The sequence below is a fragment of the Chitinophaga sp. genome (assembly GCF_035538455.1).
In the GTDB taxonomy this organism is placed as follows: Bacteria; Bacteroidota; Bacteroidia; order Chitinophagales; family Chitinophagaceae; genus Chitinophaga.
In genome coordinates this window covers 29,721-46,933 of sequence record NZ_DATLKJ010000075.1, presented here as the reverse complement: position 1 = coordinate 46,933, position 17,213 = coordinate 29,721, and the positions used below count along the sequence as shown (strand labels likewise).

At 47.1% G+C, this 17,213-nt stretch carries 12 protein-coding genes; 9 read left to right on the top strand and 3 right to left on the bottom strand.

Annotation, left to right across the window (positions count from 1 at the left end):
- Positions 1 to 161: 161 nt before the first annotated feature.
- Positions 162 to 1,415, top strand: a complete 1,254-nt coding sequence (locus tag VM802_RS08625; RefSeq protein WP_325529428.1) for an alkaline phosphatase family protein — start codon at positions 162 to 164, stop codon at positions 1,413 to 1,415.
- A gap of 73 nt (positions 1,416 to 1,488) precedes the next feature.
- Here VM802_RS08625 and gcvP read toward each other — a convergent pair whose 3' ends face one another.
- A complete protein-coding gene (gcvP, locus tag VM802_RS08620; protein WP_325529427.1) occupies positions 1,489 to 4,353 on the bottom strand; it encodes an aminomethyl-transferring glycine dehydrogenase in 2,865 nt (954 codons plus the stop codon).
- A gap of 182 nt (positions 4,354 to 4,535) precedes the next feature.
- Between gcvP and VM802_RS08615 the strand changes: the two genes are divergently transcribed.
- Entirely contained in the window at positions 4,536 to 5,030 is a 495-nt protein-coding gene (locus VM802_RS08615) for a YkgJ family cysteine cluster protein (RefSeq protein ID WP_325529426.1), read from the top strand.
- A 1-nt stretch (position 5,031) separates the two neighbouring features.
- Here the strand turns inward: VM802_RS08615 and VM802_RS08610 are convergent, their stop codons facing one another.
- The gene (locus tag VM802_RS08610) at positions 5,032 to 6,288 is read right to left on the bottom strand and encodes an MFS transporter (protein WP_325529425.1); all 1,257 of its coding nucleotides are present in this window, start codon (positions 6,286 to 6,288) and stop codon (positions 5,032 to 5,034) included.
- A 123-nt stretch (positions 6,289 to 6,411) separates the two neighbouring features.
- Here VM802_RS08610 and VM802_RS08605 point away from each other — a divergent pair, with 123 nt between their 5' ends.
- Positions 6,412 to 7,638, top strand: coding sequence for a PQQ-dependent sugar dehydrogenase (locus tag VM802_RS08605; RefSeq protein ID WP_325529424.1), 1,227 nt, complete (start codon positions 6,412 to 6,414; stop codon positions 7,636 to 7,638).
- Between the two features lie 180 nt (positions 7,639 to 7,818).
- A complete protein-coding gene (locus VM802_RS08600) occupies positions 7,819 to 9,957 on the top strand; it encodes a carboxy terminal-processing peptidase (RefSeq protein WP_325529423.1) in 2,139 nt (712 codons plus the stop codon).
- Positions 9,958 to 10,186: 229 nt separating this feature from the next.
- On the opposite strand, the gene VM802_RS08595 is transcribed toward VM802_RS08600, so the two are convergent.
- A complete protein-coding gene (locus VM802_RS08595) occupies positions 10,187 to 11,785 on the bottom strand; it encodes a S41 family peptidase (protein WP_325529422.1) in 1,599 nt (532 codons plus the stop codon).
- A gap of 211 nt (positions 11,786 to 11,996) precedes the next feature.
- Here VM802_RS08595 and VM802_RS08590 point away from each other — a divergent pair, with 211 nt between their 5' ends.
- The 5 genes from VM802_RS08590 to VM802_RS08570 all read left to right on the top strand — a co-directional run bounded on the left by VM802_RS08590 (position 11,997) and on the right by VM802_RS08570 (position 17,189).
- Complete coding sequence (locus VM802_RS08590) at positions 11,997 to 12,845, top strand: BadF/BadG/BcrA/BcrD ATPase family protein (protein WP_325529421.1); 849 nt, start codon at positions 11,997 to 11,999, stop codon at positions 12,843 to 12,845.
- A gap of 20 nt (positions 12,846 to 12,865) precedes the next feature.
- Complete coding sequence (gene murQ / locus VM802_RS08585) at positions 12,866 to 13,684, top strand: N-acetylmuramic acid 6-phosphate etherase (protein ID WP_325529420.1); 819 nt, start codon at positions 12,866 to 12,868, stop codon at positions 13,682 to 13,684.
- 61 nt (positions 13,685 to 13,745) lie between these two features.
- Entirely contained in the window at positions 13,746 to 14,309 is a 564-nt protein-coding gene (locus tag VM802_RS08580) for a hypothetical protein (protein ID WP_325529419.1), read from the top strand.
- Between the two features lie 203 nt (positions 14,310 to 14,512).
- A complete protein-coding gene (locus VM802_RS08575; protein WP_325529418.1) occupies positions 14,513 to 15,196 on the top strand; it encodes a succinate dehydrogenase cytochrome b subunit in 684 nt (227 codons plus the stop codon).
- Between the two features lie 19 nt (positions 15,197 to 15,215).
- Positions 15,216 to 17,189, top strand: coding sequence for a fumarate reductase/succinate dehydrogenase flavoprotein subunit (locus VM802_RS08570; protein ID WP_325529417.1), 1,974 nt, complete (start codon positions 15,216 to 15,218; stop codon positions 17,187 to 17,189).
- Positions 17,190 to 17,213 lie beyond the last annotated feature (24 nt).

Sequence of the window (17,213 nt, the reverse complement as noted above, 5' to 3'; positions counted from 1 at the left end):
AGTTGATTGTTATTTTGCCATTTTGAGAGCTGGGGAACGAGAAATATGATAAAATATTATCAAACGATTATAATAGAAATTCACCTAATTTGCAACCCGTTAAGACCCATCCTGCTGTTATTCTTCTCCCAAAAACTTATTAAAATATTAAAACATCGAGCGTGAAAAGGATTATTTTAATGGCCGTAGTACTGCTGGTTATTCATACAGGCAGTTATGCACAGGACACAACACAACAGGTTACAGAAGGGCGGAGGAACAGCGCTACGCAACAGTCAAGACCTTATGTGATACTCATATCCATAGATGGATTCCGTTATGACTATGCGGACAAATACCATGCACAGCACCTGCTTCGCCTCTCCGGTGCAGGGGTACGTGCCACAGCCATGCAACCGTCATTTCCCACCCTGACTTTCCCCAATCACTACACACTGGCTACAGGTATGTATCCATCCCATCACGGGTTGGTTGATAACCATTTCTATGACCGCAAACGTGACGCGGTATACAAGGTTGGTAACCGCGAGGCTGTTGAAGATGGTACATGGTATGGTGGTGTACCACTGTGGGTACTGGCGGAAAAACAAAAAATGATCAGCGCCAGTTACTTCTGGGTAGGCTCAGAGAGCGCTATACAGAACATACGTCCTACCTATTATTTCCGCTACCAGGAGAAAACTGGTATCGATCAACGTATACAACAGGTGGTGAACTGGCTCAGCATGCCGGAAGAGCAACGCCCACACCTTATTACCTTCTATTTTCCGGAAGTGGATCATATGGGGCATCGCTATGGTCCCGAAACGGACAGTGTGCGTAAAGCCGTTCAGTTTGTGGATGCTGCTATCGGCAAGATGACTGAAGCTGTGAGCAAACTGAATCTTCCGGTCAATTTTATCGTTGTTTCAGATCATGGTATGCAGCAGGTGAGCACAAGTAATATCATTACCTTGCCAGACACGCCTGTACTGAAGCCACTGAAAGTAGCCTTTGGCCATGAGAAAGTATTGCTCTACGGAAATAATGAAGCAGAGATCAAAGCGGCCTATGATTTTCTGAAGCAACATGAAGATCATTACACGGCTTACCTGAAGAAGGAAGCGCCTGAAAGGTGGCATTATGGGCAGGAAGATGTATACGACCGTATTGGTGACATCATACTGCTGGCAGAACCTGATTATGCTTTTGGTATGTCTGGTAAAAGCATTCCTCCCGGCCACCACGGTTTCGACAACAACCTGGCCAATATGCATGCTATATTCATGGCCTGGGGACCGGCTTTCAAAAGCAATACGCGGATTGGTACCTTCGAGAACATACATGTGTATCCGTTAGTAGCCAGAATCCTTGGTTTGGATATTACACAGCCTATTGACGGAAAACTGGAGGTACTGGAAGGAATACTGAAATAAACATTCCTGATAAAATAAAAACGGCTCTCATTCACAATGAGAGCCGTTTTTTATTTTATAGATGAGTTAAATGCTATGCATTCACTTCTTCATATGCGCTAACTGGTTCGCAGGTACAGATCAGGTTTCTGTCGCCGTGCGTATTATTCACGCGGCTTACAGAAGGCCAGAATTTGTTGTCTTTCACATATTCGAGCGGATAAGCAGCCTGCTGGCGGCTGTAAGGACGGGTCCACTCGTCGGCTGTGATAACGAACTGTGTATGTGGTGCATGTTTCAGTACGTTGTTCTGCTTGTCGGCGCGGCCTTCTTCAACAGTGCGGATCTCTTCACGGATAGACAGCATGGCATCGCAGAAGCGGTCCAGCTCAGCTTTATCTTCACTTTCTGTAGGCTCAATCATGATGGTGCCTGGTACAGGGAAGCTCAGGGTAGGAGCGTGGAAGCCATAGTCCATCAGGCGTTTGGCCACATCTTCGGCTTCAATACCGGCAGTAGCTTTAAACGGACGGAGGTCTACGATGAACTCGTGTGCACAGGTACCGCTTACGCCAGTGTACAGTATTTCGTATGCTTTTTCCAGTCTCGCCTTCATGTAGTTGGCATTCAGGATAGCAAACTGTGAAGCTTGTTTTACGCCATTGGAACCGAGCATACGGATATAGGCGTATGAAATCAGCAGAATGCTTGCAGAGCCGTATGGAGCTGCGGATACTGCGTTTGCTGCTTTACCGCCGTTTAGTTCCACATGGCCAGGCAGGAATGGAGCCAGGTGTTTTGCCACGCAGATGGGGCCCATGCCGGGACCACCGCCACCGTGAGGAATAGCGAAGGTCTTATGTAGGTTCAGGTGGCATACGTCAGCGCCGATCAGGCCCGGAGCAGTCAGTCCTACCTGAGCGTTCATGTTGGCGCCGTCCATGTAAACCTGTCCGCCATGCTGGTGGATAATTTCGCAGATTTCTTTCACACTTTCTTCATATACACCATAGGTGGAAGGATATGTGATCATGATACCGGCGAGGTCTTTAGAATATTGTTCAGCTTTGGCTTTCAGGTCAGTAACATCGATGTAGCCATTTTCCAGTGCTTTCACCACTACTACCTTGAAACCGGCCATAACGGCTGATGCGGGGTTTGTACCGTGTGCACTGATTGGGATGAGCATAATGTTGCGGTGTCCTTCGCCTCTGCTTTCGTGATAAGCGCGGATGGTCAGCAGGCCGGCATATTCGCCCTGAGCGCCGCTGTTAGGCTGCAGGCTGCAGGCATCGAAGCCAGTGATTTTGCTAAGGTATTCGCCCAGTTCTTCTGCGATCTGCTGATAGCCACCGGTCTGTTCTTTCGGAGCGAATGGGTGCATTTTGCTCCAGTGTGCCCAGCTCAACGGAATCATTTCAGTAGCTGCATTCAGTTTCATGGTGCAGGAACCGAGGGAGATCATGGAAGTATTGAGAGAAAGATCTTTGTTTTCGAGTGATTTCAGGTAACGCATCATCTGAGACTCGCTGTGGTGGCTGTTGAACACCGGATGCTGCAGGTAAGCGGATGTACGTTGCAGTGCAGCTGGGATAGCGGCAGCGCCTTTGCTGATAGTGGCAGCATCTGTTTTACCAGCGCCAAAGATCTGGAGAATATCGTTGATGTCAGCAATGGTAGTGGTTTCATCAACAGAAATACCAACATGGCCATTGGCGAAATAACGGAAGTTGATACCTGCTGCTTCAGCGGTGGTTTTGATATCACCTGCATTTTCCACAACGATGGTATCGAAGAAGTGCTGTGCAGCGAGCTTCAGTCCTTTAGCCTGGAGTTTTTCTGCCAGTGTCTGTGTCAGCAGGGCAGCGCGTGTAGCGATGTCTTTAAGTCCTTTAGGGCCGTGGAACACAGCATACATAGCGGCCATATTGGCGAGCAGTGCCTGTGCTGTACAGATATTGGAAGTGGCTTTTTCACGTTTGATGTGCTGTTCGCGTGTCTGGAGCGCCATACGCAGTGCGCGCTGACCCTGCGCATCGATGCTCACACCGATGATACGGCCGGGAATAGAGCGTTTGAAATCATCTTTCACGGCGAAGAACGCGGCGTGCGGGCCACCGAAACCTAATGGTACACCGAAACGCTGTGCAGAGCCAAATGCCGCGTCAGCGCCCAGTTCTCCGGGAGAGGTGAGCAGTGCGAGCGCCAGCAGATCTGTAGCAATGCCAGCAAAAGCGTCTATTGCATGTACTTTTTCAATAAACGCCTGGTAGTCTTCTACAGCACCCACATTGTTGGGATATTGCAGTATAGCACCGAAATAGTCTGTATTCAGTTCGGCAGTTTTATAATCGCCTACTACTATTTCAATATGCAGTGGCGTAGCGCGGGTATAAAGCACGTCTAACGTCTGTGGATATACGTTAGCGTCAACAAAAAACTTAGGTCTGGTTACGTGATCATGATCTTTATTCAATGCATTGAAGAACATGGTCATGGCTTCTGCTGCCGCCGTGGCTTCATCCAGCAGGGATGCGTTGGCAATAGGCAGTCCGGTAAGATCGCTTACCATAGTCTGGTAGTTCAGCAGGCTTTCCAGGCGACCTTGTGAGATCTCAGCCTGGTAAGGCGTATACTGTGTATACCATCCCGGATTCTCAAATACGTTACGCAGAATAACACTGGGAGTGATAGTGTCGAAATAACCCTGCCCGATGTAATTGCGGAATACTTTGTTCTTCAGGGAAGTCTCCTTCAGTTGACGCAGGTAGTCATTTTCGCTGATGCCCGCGGGAATGGCCAGTGGCTGTTGCATGCGGATCGCGCCAGGTACTGTTTTGCTAATCAGTTCATCCAGGTTAGCTACTCCGACGGTTTCCAGCATCTGGTTGGTCTCATTTTCATTCGGCCCGATGTGCCGGTGCACGAACTCAATCTGTTGAATATCAAAAAGATTCATGATGTAAGCAGGTATTAGAAATAGAAAGCGCAAAGCTATGCAGTTTTTAAGCAATCGCCAAACAGTGGGTATGGGAGAGGGAAAACAGTGATAAATAACGTATCCATCGGCATGAATACTGTCATGGATTTGTCGGACTATCGGCTGTCAGCTAACTCCTGGTTTTATTTATCTTTGCAGTAATGAGCAAAATATTAGAAGATTGGCAGCAGAAGGCCAAAGACAAACAAAAGGCCAATAAACAGTTTCTTCAGAAACTGCAGACACGCAGGGGCAAAGGTGTGGAAAAGCTCCTGCCGGACCTGCATGAAGAGGCTTTCAGCAAGATCGACTGCATGCAGTGTGCGGGTTGCTGCAAAAGTATTTCTCCCAGATTTAAAGCTCCTGATATAAAACGCATTTCCAAGTATCTCGGCATGAAGGAAGGTGCATTTATTGATACCTACCTGCGCATCGATAAAGACGAAGACTATGTAGTAAAATCATCTCCCTGTCCTTTTCTCGGGGAGGACAATGCCTGCGGCATCTATGACGTACGTCCGGGCGACTGCGAAAATTATCCTTATACAGATAGTTATGATTTCTTCAAACGCCCCAATATCACTTATTTGAACAGTACTGTCTGTCCTGCTGTTTATTATGTGCTGGAAAGACTGAAAGAGACGATGGGAATATAAGCTATGGCTTCAGGTCGAGCTTACGCATGGCTGGTGATATGATATAGGTAGTGATCACTACACCAAGTGTAACGCATCCGCCGAAAACCACTGAGGGTATTAGTCCCATTACACGCGCAGCAAAGCCGCTTTCAAAAGCGCCCAGTTCATTGGAGGAACCAACGAACATGGAGCTGACGGAAGCAACGCGCCCACGCATTTCATCAGGTGTTTTCAGCTGGAGGATGGTTTGCCGTATAATAACGCTGACTCCATCCAGTGTGCCACTGAGCAGCAATAACAAGAGGGAGAGATAGAAGTTGTTGGACAAGCCGAAGAAAATAATGGTAAGTCCGAAACCGAAAACGGCCGCCAGTAACTTGATTCCGGGTTTGTGAGACAACGGCCTGTGTGCCAGGATGAACATGGTGATCAGCGCGCCTACCGCAGGAGCAGAGCGCAGCACGCCATATCCCAGCGAGCCTACATGCAGTATGTCTGTGGCAAAGGCCGGCAGCATGGCTACAGCACCGCCAAACAATACCGCAAACATATCAAGCGCCATTGCGCCGAGAACAACCTTCGTATTCCATACAAAGCGCATTCCCTGCGTAAGGCCGTCAAAGAAACTTTCGCCCTGTGGTTTATAATAGATGGGTTTGGGTTTTATCTGTATCAGGCTGAATAGGGGCGCCAGGAATATTGCTACCACCAGCAGCATTGACCAGTGTACACCGAACCAGTAGATGCAAAGTCCGCCCAGTGCAGGGCCCAGTACACCGCCTATCTGCCATGCAGAGGTGCTCCAGGTGGAAGCGTTGGCATAAAGTGGGCGTGGTACCAGCAGCGACAACAAGGTGAAAGTAGACGGACTGGTAAAAGCTCTTACAATACCGCCCAGGAAAACCAGTGTATAGATCATGAACAGCACCCAGCGTGTAGGAATACCGGCCACGGCCTGATCCCAGGTAAGCAGGAATAGCCCGGTGCTGATAAAGAGGTAAGCGATTATACATTTGAGTAATACGGCACGTTTTTCCAGTTTATCTACGAGATGTCCGGCGAAGGGGGCCAGCAATACCGCGGGGATTACTTCTGAAAGGCCGATGAGGCCGAGCGAGAATGGGTCTTTCGATAACGCATACACTTTCCATTCGATGATAGCGAACTGCATGGCAAGCGCAAACACAAGTGCAAAGCGGATTATGAGAAAGTAGTTGAATTCTGTGAAGCGTAACGACGCATATGGATCGTTCTTTGTTGATGCTGGTGTGTCCAAAACCTAAAGTGTTTATTATTTCATGAAGGTAAAAAGATGCACATAAAAAAGCAAAAAGTCATTAGCTTGGTACTACCAGCTTTGCATTTTAAAATATATTTTAACAGGCAAATTCCGCTTACTATGAAAATACGTAATCTATTGTATGGGGCACTGCTGCCTCTTGTATTTGCAAATATGGCGCAGTGTGCAAGCCCAGGCCGCGAAACCAAGGGGCCTCCTGTACGGAAAGCAAGACTGGAGCTGGTCACAGATAAATTTATTTCTCCGGTGAATATGGCGGTTCCGTTTGACGGCAGCGGAAGATTATTTTTTTGTCAAAAAGAAGGAAAGGTATGGATTGTACAGAATGGGAAACAATTATCTCAGCCATTTCTGGATGTAAGCAGTGATATGATAAAGGTAAACCCTGCATATGACGAGCGCGGATTGTTGGGGATGGCATTCCATCCTGATTTTAAGAAGAACCATAAATTCTATGTGTATTACAGTTCACCGGTGGATAACCCTGTGAAAAAAGTACTGGACCACAAAAGCAGGTTGGTAGAGTTTACTGTGTCCGCTTCCAATCCGAATGTTGCAGACCCTGCGTCCAAAAGAATATTGATGGAGATCAACGAACCTGAGTCTAATCACAATGGTGGTCAGCTGGTTTTCGGTCCTGATGGCTATCTATACGTGGGGCTGGGCGATGGCGGCGGCGGCGGCGATAAGCACGGTACTATCGGAAATGGTCAGGACCTGAATACATTGCTTGGAAAGATTTTGCGTATAGACGTTAACGGTACTCCGTATAAAGTGCCTGCTGACAATCCGTTTGTAAAGAAGGAAGGAGCGAGACCTGAGATCTGGGCTTACGGCCTGCGTAACCCCTGGCGTTTTTCATTTGACCGCGGTACCCGCAGGCTGTTTGCCGGTGATGTGGGCCAGGACAAATATGAAGAGGTGGATATCATCACCAAGGGCGGTAACTATGGCTGGCGCGTCCTGGAAGGATACCATGATTTCAACGTGCCCCCGGTTGCTGACAAAAGTAAACTGATAGCGCCTATTCATGAATATAACCACGACATAGGCATCAGTATTACCGGTGGTTATGTTTATCGCGGAAAAGATGTTCCTTCACTGAAAGGGCTATATGTTTTCGGGGATTATAACGGTAAAGCATTTGTGCTGGTACCGGAAGGAGGTAATAAGTGGTCACGCGCAGACCTGGAACTTTCCGGCCGCCCTGCGGATGCTTTGCAGATACTGAGCTGGGGCGAAGATGAGCAGGGAGAATTGTATGTGCTTACCAGTTCATCCACCAAAGATGGCTTTAAAGGAGCTGTTTATAAACTAGTGAAATAAATTCAGTTGCGGCGGCCTTTGGCTGTCATTTTTTAGCTCCGGCTGACGGCCAAAAAATGACAACTAAAGGCTATATTCACCGTTTGGCCCAATTTTTTGTTAAAAGGGGTTAATTTACCCAATCGACGGGTGATTTTAATTTATATTTGATTAGATAACGTTTACGTTCAATTAAGACATATGAGACTGAAAGTGATTATACCGGTTGTGCTTCTTAGCGTCTCTGCCGGCGTGTTGGCCTTTAACAATAATAAATTGGGGCATAACGACGATCCTCCTGGTCGTTATGAAGTGATCATGAACCTGGTAGGGCAAATGCTGAAGGAAGGGCATTACCAACCCAAACAAATTGATGACGCATTCTCCAAAGAAGTTTTTGATAAATATGTGCGCAGCCTGGATGCAGAGAAGAAATTTTTCCTGAGAACCGACATTAACAAACTGACGCCGCTCTCCACACATATTGATGATGAGCTGAAAGGTGCACCTCTTGATTGCTTCCGTAGCATCAACGCCCTGATTAAACAGCGGGTGACTGAAGCCGCCAGCATTTACCCTGAGATTCTTTCCAAGCCGTTTGATTTTACCGCTGAAGAGAAAGTGGTGCTGGATCCGGAAAAAGTGGACTGGCCGGCTGACGAAACTGCACGTAAGGAAGCATGGCGCAAAGTGCTGAAATACCGTACGCTGGAGAAATTAACAGATCTCCAGGAGATCCGCGATAAAGATAAAAAGGACAGCGCCGGTGCGAAAGTGAAGACTGACGCTGAACTGGAAGTTGAAGCCCGTACAAAGGTGAAGCAGCTGTATGACCGCTACTTCGAACGTCTGAAAAACAGGCAGAATGATAATGACCGCTTCAACATGTATGTAAATGCCATTACTACTACAATGGATCCCCATACAGATTACTTCCCGCCGGATGAAAAACGCGCGTTTGAAGAGCAGATGGCCGGTAAGTTCTTTGGAATTGGCGCCCAGCTTAAAGAAGAAGGCGACAAAATCAAAGTGGTAAGTATCGTAACAGGTAGCCCCAGTTGGAAACAGGGACTGCTCAAAGTAAACGACGTAATCCAGAAAGTATCGCAAGGCAATGCTGAACCTGTGGATATTACCGGTTATGCTGTAGAAGATGCCGTGAAACTGATCCGTGGTAAGAAGGGCTCACCGGTGAAACTGACGGTGAAAAGCGTAGATGGTACCGTAAAAGACATTACCATCGTGCGTGATGAAATAGTGTTGGACGAAACTTTTGCGAAATCTGCCATTATTAATGGTCAGCACAAGATCGGATACATCTATCTGCCTGAGTTCTACAACGATTTCAATGACCGCAACGGCGCCCGTAGTGCCGACGATGTGGCTAAGGAAGTAGCTAAGCTGAAGGCTGAAAAAGTGGAAGGCATCATCCTCGATCTGCGCTTCAATGGCGGTGGTTCCTTACAGGATGTGGTGCAGATGGCAGGACTTTTTATTCCTGAAGGCCCTGTGGTACAGGTAAGGTCACGAGGTGGGGATGCTGTAGTATTGCGTGACCGCGACAGGAACGTACAATATGATGGCCCGCTGGCTATCATGGTGAATGAATACAGTGCTTCTGCGTCAGAGATCATGGCTGCAGCAATGCAGGACTACAAGCGTGCTGTGATCATCGGCAGCTCTCAGACCTTCGGTAAAGGTACTGTACAACGCCTCTTCAACCTGGACGATTTCTATCCTGTAAAGGATGGCGGTAGCCTCGGAGCACTCAAGCTCACCCAGCAGAAGTTCTATCGTGCCAACGGCGGTTCCACTCAGCTGAAAGGTGTATCCTCAGATGTAATATTACCAGATCCATATTATGAAGTGGCAGAGCGTAAAGACAGCGATGCACTCGCCTGGGACGAAATTCCCCGCGCAAGCTTCACCCCCTGGATCAATCCGGTAAATGCCGAATCACTCCGCAAGAACAGTGAGAAGAGAATGGCCGTTAGCCCTGCATTCAAGCTGCTGAACGAAAATCTCGCTACACTGAAAAGACTGGAAAAACAGGAAACTTATTCACTGAATCTCCAGACTTATAAAGCAGAGCAGAAATCCAACACCGCAGCGCTGAAAAAATACGATGCTGTAAATGATAAAGTGAAAGAGCTGAACATCGTAAACATGAAAGCCGACCTGGAAAGACTGGGAAGCGATTCCTCCAAACTTGCACGTAATAAGGACTGGATCAGGATCAGAACAAAAGATATTTATCTCGATGAAGCAGTGAACGTAATGGATGATCTGATTGTACAATCGCTGCCCAAGATGCAACGTAAGGCAGACGAACACAGATAGACTGTGATTAATGATGATTATTGTGATTCTCCTGAAGGATGTTTGTTTGATGTTCGATTGATGGAGATTGAATGATATGGATATCATATAAAAGACCGGCCCCGGCAGAATAACTGCCGGGGCCGGTCTTTTTTTATTTAGATAAATAAGATTAATCTGTTTGTTCCATCATAATTCCGCGACTAATCTAATCTCCTCCAATTAGGGAAATCAAACACGATCACCAGCATCAATGGTTCAATTCTTCCAGGGCTTTCTTTACCACTGGATCAGTTGTATTTATTGTTTCATAGAAACCTTCCGTGCGGTAAAGCTGGCGTGCCAGCATAGCTTTCAGTCTTGTTCTGATCTCGGTTTCATCGTGGGCGGTGAGCTTGTCGATACCGGGAGAGTTTTTGGCTTTGGCGAAAGCTTTGAAGTCGTTCAGCATAGCGGCGCTGGTCTGAAAGTTTTTGGTGAAGTCTTCAGCATCTTTGTACTGCTTGAATTCGTCGCGGTGGCCTGTATAATAGGTGTAAGCGTAGTTGCTGAATAATCCGCGTGTATAGATGGCCGTTAGCGCAGGGGAGAAGCGGGACGTATCAAATGGGATGAAGATATCCGGCGTAATACCGCCGCCGCCGTACACGCGGCGTCCTGCATGGGTTTTATAAGGTACAGTATCCGTGATTTTGATACTGTCTTTGTTCACGAATTCACCGTGATTGAACCTTTCAGCAATATCTTCATCATAGGCTTCGTGTCCTTTACCGTAGGGCTTCTGGATGCTTCGGCCGGAAGGGATATAATAGCGGGCTACTGTCAGGCGCAGCGCGCCTCCGTTGTCGAGGTCATATTGCTCCTGTACAAGGCCTTTACCAAAGGTGCGACGGCCTATGACCACGCCACGATCCCAGTCCTGTATGGCGCCGGCCAGTATCTCGCTGGCGGATGCGGAGCCTTCATCGGTGAGGATAGCCAGCGGGCCTCTCTCGAACATACCGGGGCGTTTGGTTTTATAATCTGCGCGGGGATAGGCTTTGCCTTTGGTGTAGAGGATCAGCCGCTGATCTTCGAGTAATTCGTCTGCAATACGGGTGGCTGCATCCAGGAATCCGCCAGGGTTCTGACGCACGTCGATAATCAGTTTTTTCATTCCCTGTTTTTCCAGCTTGCGCATGGCAGCGAGGAATTCATCATATGTGGTGGCAGAAAACTTGCTGATTTTGATATAGCCTACATCCGGTGCAGCCATGTAGCTGGCATCTATGCTGTATAAAGGAATAACGCCTCTCTTGATGGGGATATTTATTTTTTCCTGCTGACGGAGTATGGTGGTGTTCACTATAGAGCCGGCAGGGCCTCTCAACAGCTTACGGATCTTTTCGGCTGTGATGTTGGTGCCTGCAACAGCGCTATCGTTCACTTTAAGGATTTTGTCGCCGGTTTGCACGCCAGCACTTTCAGAAGGGCCGCCGCTCAGAACAGATATAACATTCACCGTATCTGCAGTAATATTGAACTCCACGCCGATACCTTCAAAGTTGCCTTCCAAGTCTTCGTTGACCTGCTGCAACTGGGAAGGTGGTATATAAACAGAATGGGGATCAAGATGTGTGAGTAGACCTTCTATGGCCTCCTGTTGTAATTCTTCTGTATTGAGTGAGTCTACATATTTTGCTTTTACCAGGTCCATTACTTCCTGTAACGGGCCTCTGGCCGGCTTTGTAAAGAATACGGTGGCGCCACCTGTATTCGATCCCGGCATTTTATGCCCGAGGAACATTCCCAAGGCTAAGACAACTGCGAAAAGTAATGGTAAAAAAACATTCAGCTTCCTGTTAGACATAATTTGATTATTATCCCGCTAATTTATGACCAATCCTAACCATGAAATATAAGCTGCCGGCGGAATAAATCTGCCAGGTGCGTCCATCCTCATAGCTTAATCTTGTAGGACTCCATTTGTTTATATGAAACCCTTTTATTTAAATTGTGACAAAAATAGCATAAATCGGGGGCAAACTTTTACGATTCTTTAATTTCATAAATTACAGGTCATGGCCGCAAAAATAAAGCTGATAGCAGACAGTGGATCTACCAAGACGGAATGGGGCTTGCTGGGAGCCGGCAAACCTGTTATCTTAAAAACACAGGGTGTAAGCCCATATTTCCAGTCTGCAGAGCAGATCCGGGATATATTTGGTGTTGAATTAAGTAAGCAGTTGCCTGAAGGCACGGTGGTGGATGAAATATATTTTTATGGTACGGGGCTTTCCCAACAGAAGAATATTGAGCTGGTGGCAGCGGGGTTGAAGTCCGTATGGCCGGTTGCGCACATAGAAGTACAGCACGATCTGATGGGAGCCGCCCGCGCGCTTTGCGGCCGCGGTGAAGGTATTGCCAGCATTCTGGGTACCGGCTCCAACTCCTGTTATTATGATGGTAACACTATTGTGAAAAATAACCCCGGGCTGGGATATGTGCTGGGAGATGAAGGCAGCGGTGCTTATCTTGGCAGGAAAGTATTACAGTATTACCTCTACAATACTTTTGATGAAGAGCTGAGAGCACGTTTCGATCTGAAATATAAGACTACCAAGGATGAGATCCTGGAGAGCGTATATCGTAAACCGCTGGCAAACCGTTACCTGGCGAATTACGCAGAGTTTCTGTCAGACAACAGGCAGCATTTTATGATCGAGAATATTCTGGAAGATGGATTGAATGACTTCTTCTTTAATCATATTTATAAATACCGCGAGAGCTGGACAACGGAGCTGCACTTCACCGGAGGCATCGCCTGGCATTTCCAGGACATCCTTAAAGAGTTGTGTGAACTGTATGAGTTGCCTATGGGCAAGATCCTGCGCACGCCCATGGATGGATTGTTGGTATATCATGCTTAATCATTTAGAACAGAAGAAATATGACATTTGTAAAAGTAACTGAACAGGCTTCCCAATATCGTCACCTTGAAAAGATGACTGTGCAGGAACTGCTGACGAATATTAATAGAGAAGACCGGTCAGTTCCACTGGCAGTGGAGAAGGCTATACCGCAGATTGAGAAGCTGGTATCCGCCATTGCAGACAAGATGTTGGCCGGTGGCCGTTTGTTTTACCTGGGAGCCGGTACCAGCGGCCGGTTAGGCATTGTAGATGCATCTGAGTGCCCACCTACATTTGGCGTACCTCATGGTCTGGTGATAGGCATCATTGCCGGCGGAGATACCGCTATCCGTAAAGCTGTTGAGTTTGCAGAGGATGACCGCGAGCAGGGATGGAAAGACTTGCAGGAATTCAATATCTCCGATAAAGACGTAGTAGTGGGCATTGCCGCCAGTGGTACTACACCATATGTGATTGGCGCGCTGGATAAATGCCGCAGCAATGGTATCATTACTGGTAGTATCAGCTGTAATCCTGATTCACCGGTATCTGCGGCAGCGGATTATCCTGTGGAAGTGGTGGTAGGCCCTGAGTTTGTGACCGGCAGCACACGCATGAAGAGTGGCACCGCACAGAAGCTGGTGCTGAATATGATCTCCACAGCTGTGATGATACAACTGGGCAGAGTGGAAGATAATAAAATGGTAAATATGCAGCTCAGTAATGAAAAGCTGGTAGATCGTGGGGTAAAGATGCTGATGGAGAAGTTGTCTATTACAGATTACGAACAGGCGCAGCAGTTGTTGTTAAAAGCAGGTAGTGTAAAAAAAGCGGTAGATGATTTTGCGAAAGCATGATTTCCTCCGAACTTTACAGTGACAACAACAGATATCATTAATTCGCAGCGATAAAATAACCATGCATGATATAGAGCCATATTATAACTGGAGACATCTGTATACAGCCGAAGAAGATGAGCTGTCGCCCTTCTATGGCCGGGAGTACAGTGAGTTTGAATTTTCCAATACCGTCTATAATTATTACGTGCACCCTCAGTGGGATGATTTCGGATCACGTAACCTGTACCTGAAGATTCTCTATGCTGATTACCAGTATAGTTTTGTGATTATAGAATTGCTGGGTGAATGGAATGATGCTATCGACAACGACATCATGACCCTGAAGCGGGAGATTATAGACCTGCTTATATCCCAGGGAGTCTATAAATATATCCTCATTGCCGAAAACGTTATGAACTTTCATTCTTCAGATGATTGTTATTATGAAGAATGGTGGGAGGATATTAAAGATGAAGGTGGGTGGATTGCCTGCCTTAATATGCCTCCGCAGACCCGTCAGGAATTTGAGAGGGCTCACCTCAGTAATTATGTTCACCTGATGGACGATAATAACTGGCGAACATATCAGCCCCTGCATTTGTATAATAAAATAGACAACATCATGTTGAAGCTTTTGGAATGACCGGATAAAAAATATTTTCAGAATTTTCATTCCAAACTGAAAAAAGCTATGTGTGAAGAATTGATTTTCAGTTAATTGTGATTCTGTGTTTACCCTGCATAGCTGTAAAACCTGATAAATATCATTTGGTTTTTATTTTTCCTGCGCTAAATTTGCGCGACATTTCAATCATCTTTTATACTAGGAAGCTTAGAATTTTACTTATGAAGTGGTCACAGTTCTTTAACACCTCTATCGGTAAGAAGTTATTGGTAGGTGCTACCGGTTTGTTCCTTTGCAGTTTTGTTATAGTGCACCTGGCGGGTAACTTCCAGCTGCTTTATAACGATGAAGGGGAGGCGTTTAACAAGTACGCTGAGTTCATGGGCCATAACAGCCTGATTCAGTTCATTGCCTGGGGGCTGAAAGTGGTGATATTGCTGCATGCTATCATTGCGCTCCAGCTTACTTTCCGGAACAGAGCAGCCCGTCCTGTAAAGTACGCGGTGAGCCCCGGTAATCAGACATCTTCCTGGTTCAGCCGTCAGATGGCTATCATGGGAAGCATTCTGCTTATCTTTATTGTTATACACCTGGCCAACTTCTGGGCCAAGTTCCACTATGGTGAGATGCCCGTTCACTCCTATGCCGGTGCAGAAAAACCATTTAAAGATCTTTACCTGGTATCGCAGGAAACTTTCAAGCAAGGCTGGCTGGTTGTATTGTATGTAATCGGCATGATCGGACTTTCATTCCACCTGATCCATGGCTTTAAAAGTGCCTTCCAGACCTTTGGTTTAAATCACAAAAAATACAACGGGTTAATCAACTTTATTGGTGTATGGGTCTTCGGAATAGCCATTCCAGTTGGTTTTGCCATCATTCCGGTTGTAATCTATTTCAAATAATTCTGTAAAGTAAGGATATATGTTGAACGCAAAAATTCCTGTCGGACCATTAAGCAATAAATGGGAAGATTATAAAGGACATTGTAAACTGGTGAACCCTGCCAACAAACGCAGCCTGGAAGTGATCGTGATCGGTACTGGTCTGGCCGGCGCTTCAGCAGCTGCGTCGCTGGGAGAATTAGGATATAAAGTAAAAGCATTCTGCTTTCAGGATAGCCCGCGCCGTGCACATAGTATTGCTGCACAGGGTGGTATCAATGCTGCCAAGAACTATCAGAACGATGGTGACTCTGTTTTCCGTTTGTTTTATGATACTGTGAAAGGTGGCGACTACCGCGCACGTGAAGCTAACGTACACCGTCTGGCTGAAGTGAGTGGTAATATTATTGACCAATGTGTGGCACAGGGTGTTCCCTTTGCCCGTGAATATGGTGGTTTGCTGAGCAACCGTTCTTTCGGTGGTACACAGGTACAGCGTACCTTCTACGCTGCCGGACAAACAGGCCAGCAGCTTTTGCTCGGCGCATACTCTGCACTGGAGCGCCAGGTAGCACTCGGTAATGTGAAGATGTACAGTCGTCATGAAATGCTGGACATCGTTAAAATAGACGGCAAGGCGCGTGGTATCATCGCCCGTGATCTGGTTACAGGCGAACTGGAACGCCACTTCGGCCATGCTGTACTGATCTGCAGCGGTGGTTACGGTAACGTTTTCTTCCTGTCTACCAATGCGATGGGTTCCAACGTTACGGCTGCATGGAAAGCAACCAAACAGGGTGCTTACTTTGCAAATCCTTGCTTCACACAGATCCACCCAACCTGTATCCCGGTATCCGGCGATCACCAGTCGAAACTGACGCTCATGTCTGAATCACTGCGTAACGACGGCCGTATCTGGGTTCCCAAGAAAAAGGATGATACCCGCAAAGCCAGCGATATTCCTGAAGACGAGAGGGATTATTACCTGGAAAGAAGGTATCCTGCATTCGGTAACCTCGTTCCCCGTGACGTGGCTTCCCGTGCAGCGAAAGAAAGATGCGATGCCGGCTATGGCGTAGGTACCTCCAAACAGGCGGTATTCCTCGATTTCGCTGCAGCTATCGAGCGTTATGGTAACATTGAAGCCAACAAACGTCAGATGCAGCATCCTTCCAAAGAGGAAGTTATTAAACTCGGTAAAGAAGTAGTAGCAGAAAAATACGGTAACCTGTTTGATATGTACGCCAAGATCACCGGCGAGAACCCATATGAGACACCAATGCGTATCTATCCTGCAGTACACTATACAATGGGCGGCCTGTGGGTAGATTATGAGCTGATGACAACAGTTCCTGGTCTGTATTCACTCGGCGAAGCCAACTTCTCTGATCACGGTGCAAACCGCCTCGGTGCTTCCGCACTCATGCAGGGCCTGGCTGATGGTTACTTCGTTATTCCTTACACTATCGGTAATTACCTGGCTGATGAAATTCGCACAAAAGCCATCCCTACCGATCATCCTGCCTTTGTTGAAGCAGAGAAAGCTGTACAGGACACTATCAACAAAATGATGTCCATCAAAGGAACAAAATCAGTAGATCACTTCCATAAAAAACTCGGTAAGATCATGTGGGATAAGTGCGGTATGGCACGTAACGAGCAGGGTCTGAAAGAAGCTATTGAAGAGATCAAAGCGCTGCGCGCTGAATTCTGGAAAAATGTACGTGTTCCGGGCATTGCTAACGAGTTCAATCCCGAACTGGAGAAAGCCGGCCGTGTTGCCGATTTCCTCGAACTGGGTGAACTGATGTGTATGGACGCCCTGCAACGCCGTGAATCCTGCGGAGGCCACTTCCGTGAAGAGTCTCAGACAGAAGACGGCGAAGCAAAACGCGACGACGAAAACTTCAGTTATGTGGCTGCCTGGGAATACAAAGGCAACGACCAGTATGAACTGCACAAAGAGCCACTGGTATTTGAAGAATGTAAACCAACACAACGTAGCTACAAATAAGGGTATTGGTTGATTGTGTAACGA

What these genes read in the sequence shown, in the direction of transcription:
- gcvP (WP_325529427.1), bottom strand. Translation starts at nt 4,353, where the DNA reads ATGAATCTTTTTGATATTCAACAGATTGAGTTCGTGCACCGGCACATC.
- VM802_RS08615 (WP_325529426.1), top strand. Translation starts at nt 4,536, where the DNA reads ATGAGCAAAATATTAGAAGATTGGCAGCAGAAGGCCAAAGACAAACAA.
- VM802_RS08605 (WP_325529424.1), top strand. Translation starts at nt 6,412, where the DNA reads ATGAAAATACGTAATCTATTGTATGGGGCACTGCTGCCTCTTGTATTT.
- VM802_RS08600 (WP_325529423.1), top strand. Translation starts at nt 7,819, where the DNA reads ATGAGACTGAAAGTGATTATACCGGTTGTGCTTCTTAGCGTCTCTGCC.
- VM802_RS08595 (WP_325529422.1), bottom strand. Translation starts at nt 11,785, where the DNA reads ATGTCTAACAGGAAGCTGAATGTTTTTTTACCATTACTTTTCGCAGTT.
- VM802_RS08590 (WP_325529421.1), top strand. Translation starts at nt 11,997, where the DNA reads ATGGCCGCAAAAATAAAGCTGATAGCAGACAGTGGATCTACCAAGACG.
- murQ (WP_325529420.1), top strand. Translation starts at nt 12,866, where the DNA reads ATGACATTTGTAAAAGTAACTGAACAGGCTTCCCAATATCGTCACCTT.
- VM802_RS08580 (WP_325529419.1), top strand. Translation starts at nt 13,746, where the DNA reads ATGCATGATATAGAGCCATATTATAACTGGAGACATCTGTATACAGCC.
- VM802_RS08575 (WP_325529418.1), top strand. Translation starts at nt 14,513, where the DNA reads ATGAAGTGGTCACAGTTCTTTAACACCTCTATCGGTAAGAAGTTATTG.
- VM802_RS08570 (WP_325529417.1), top strand. Translation starts at nt 15,216, where the DNA reads ATGTTGAACGCAAAAATTCCTGTCGGACCATTAAGCAATAAATGGGAA.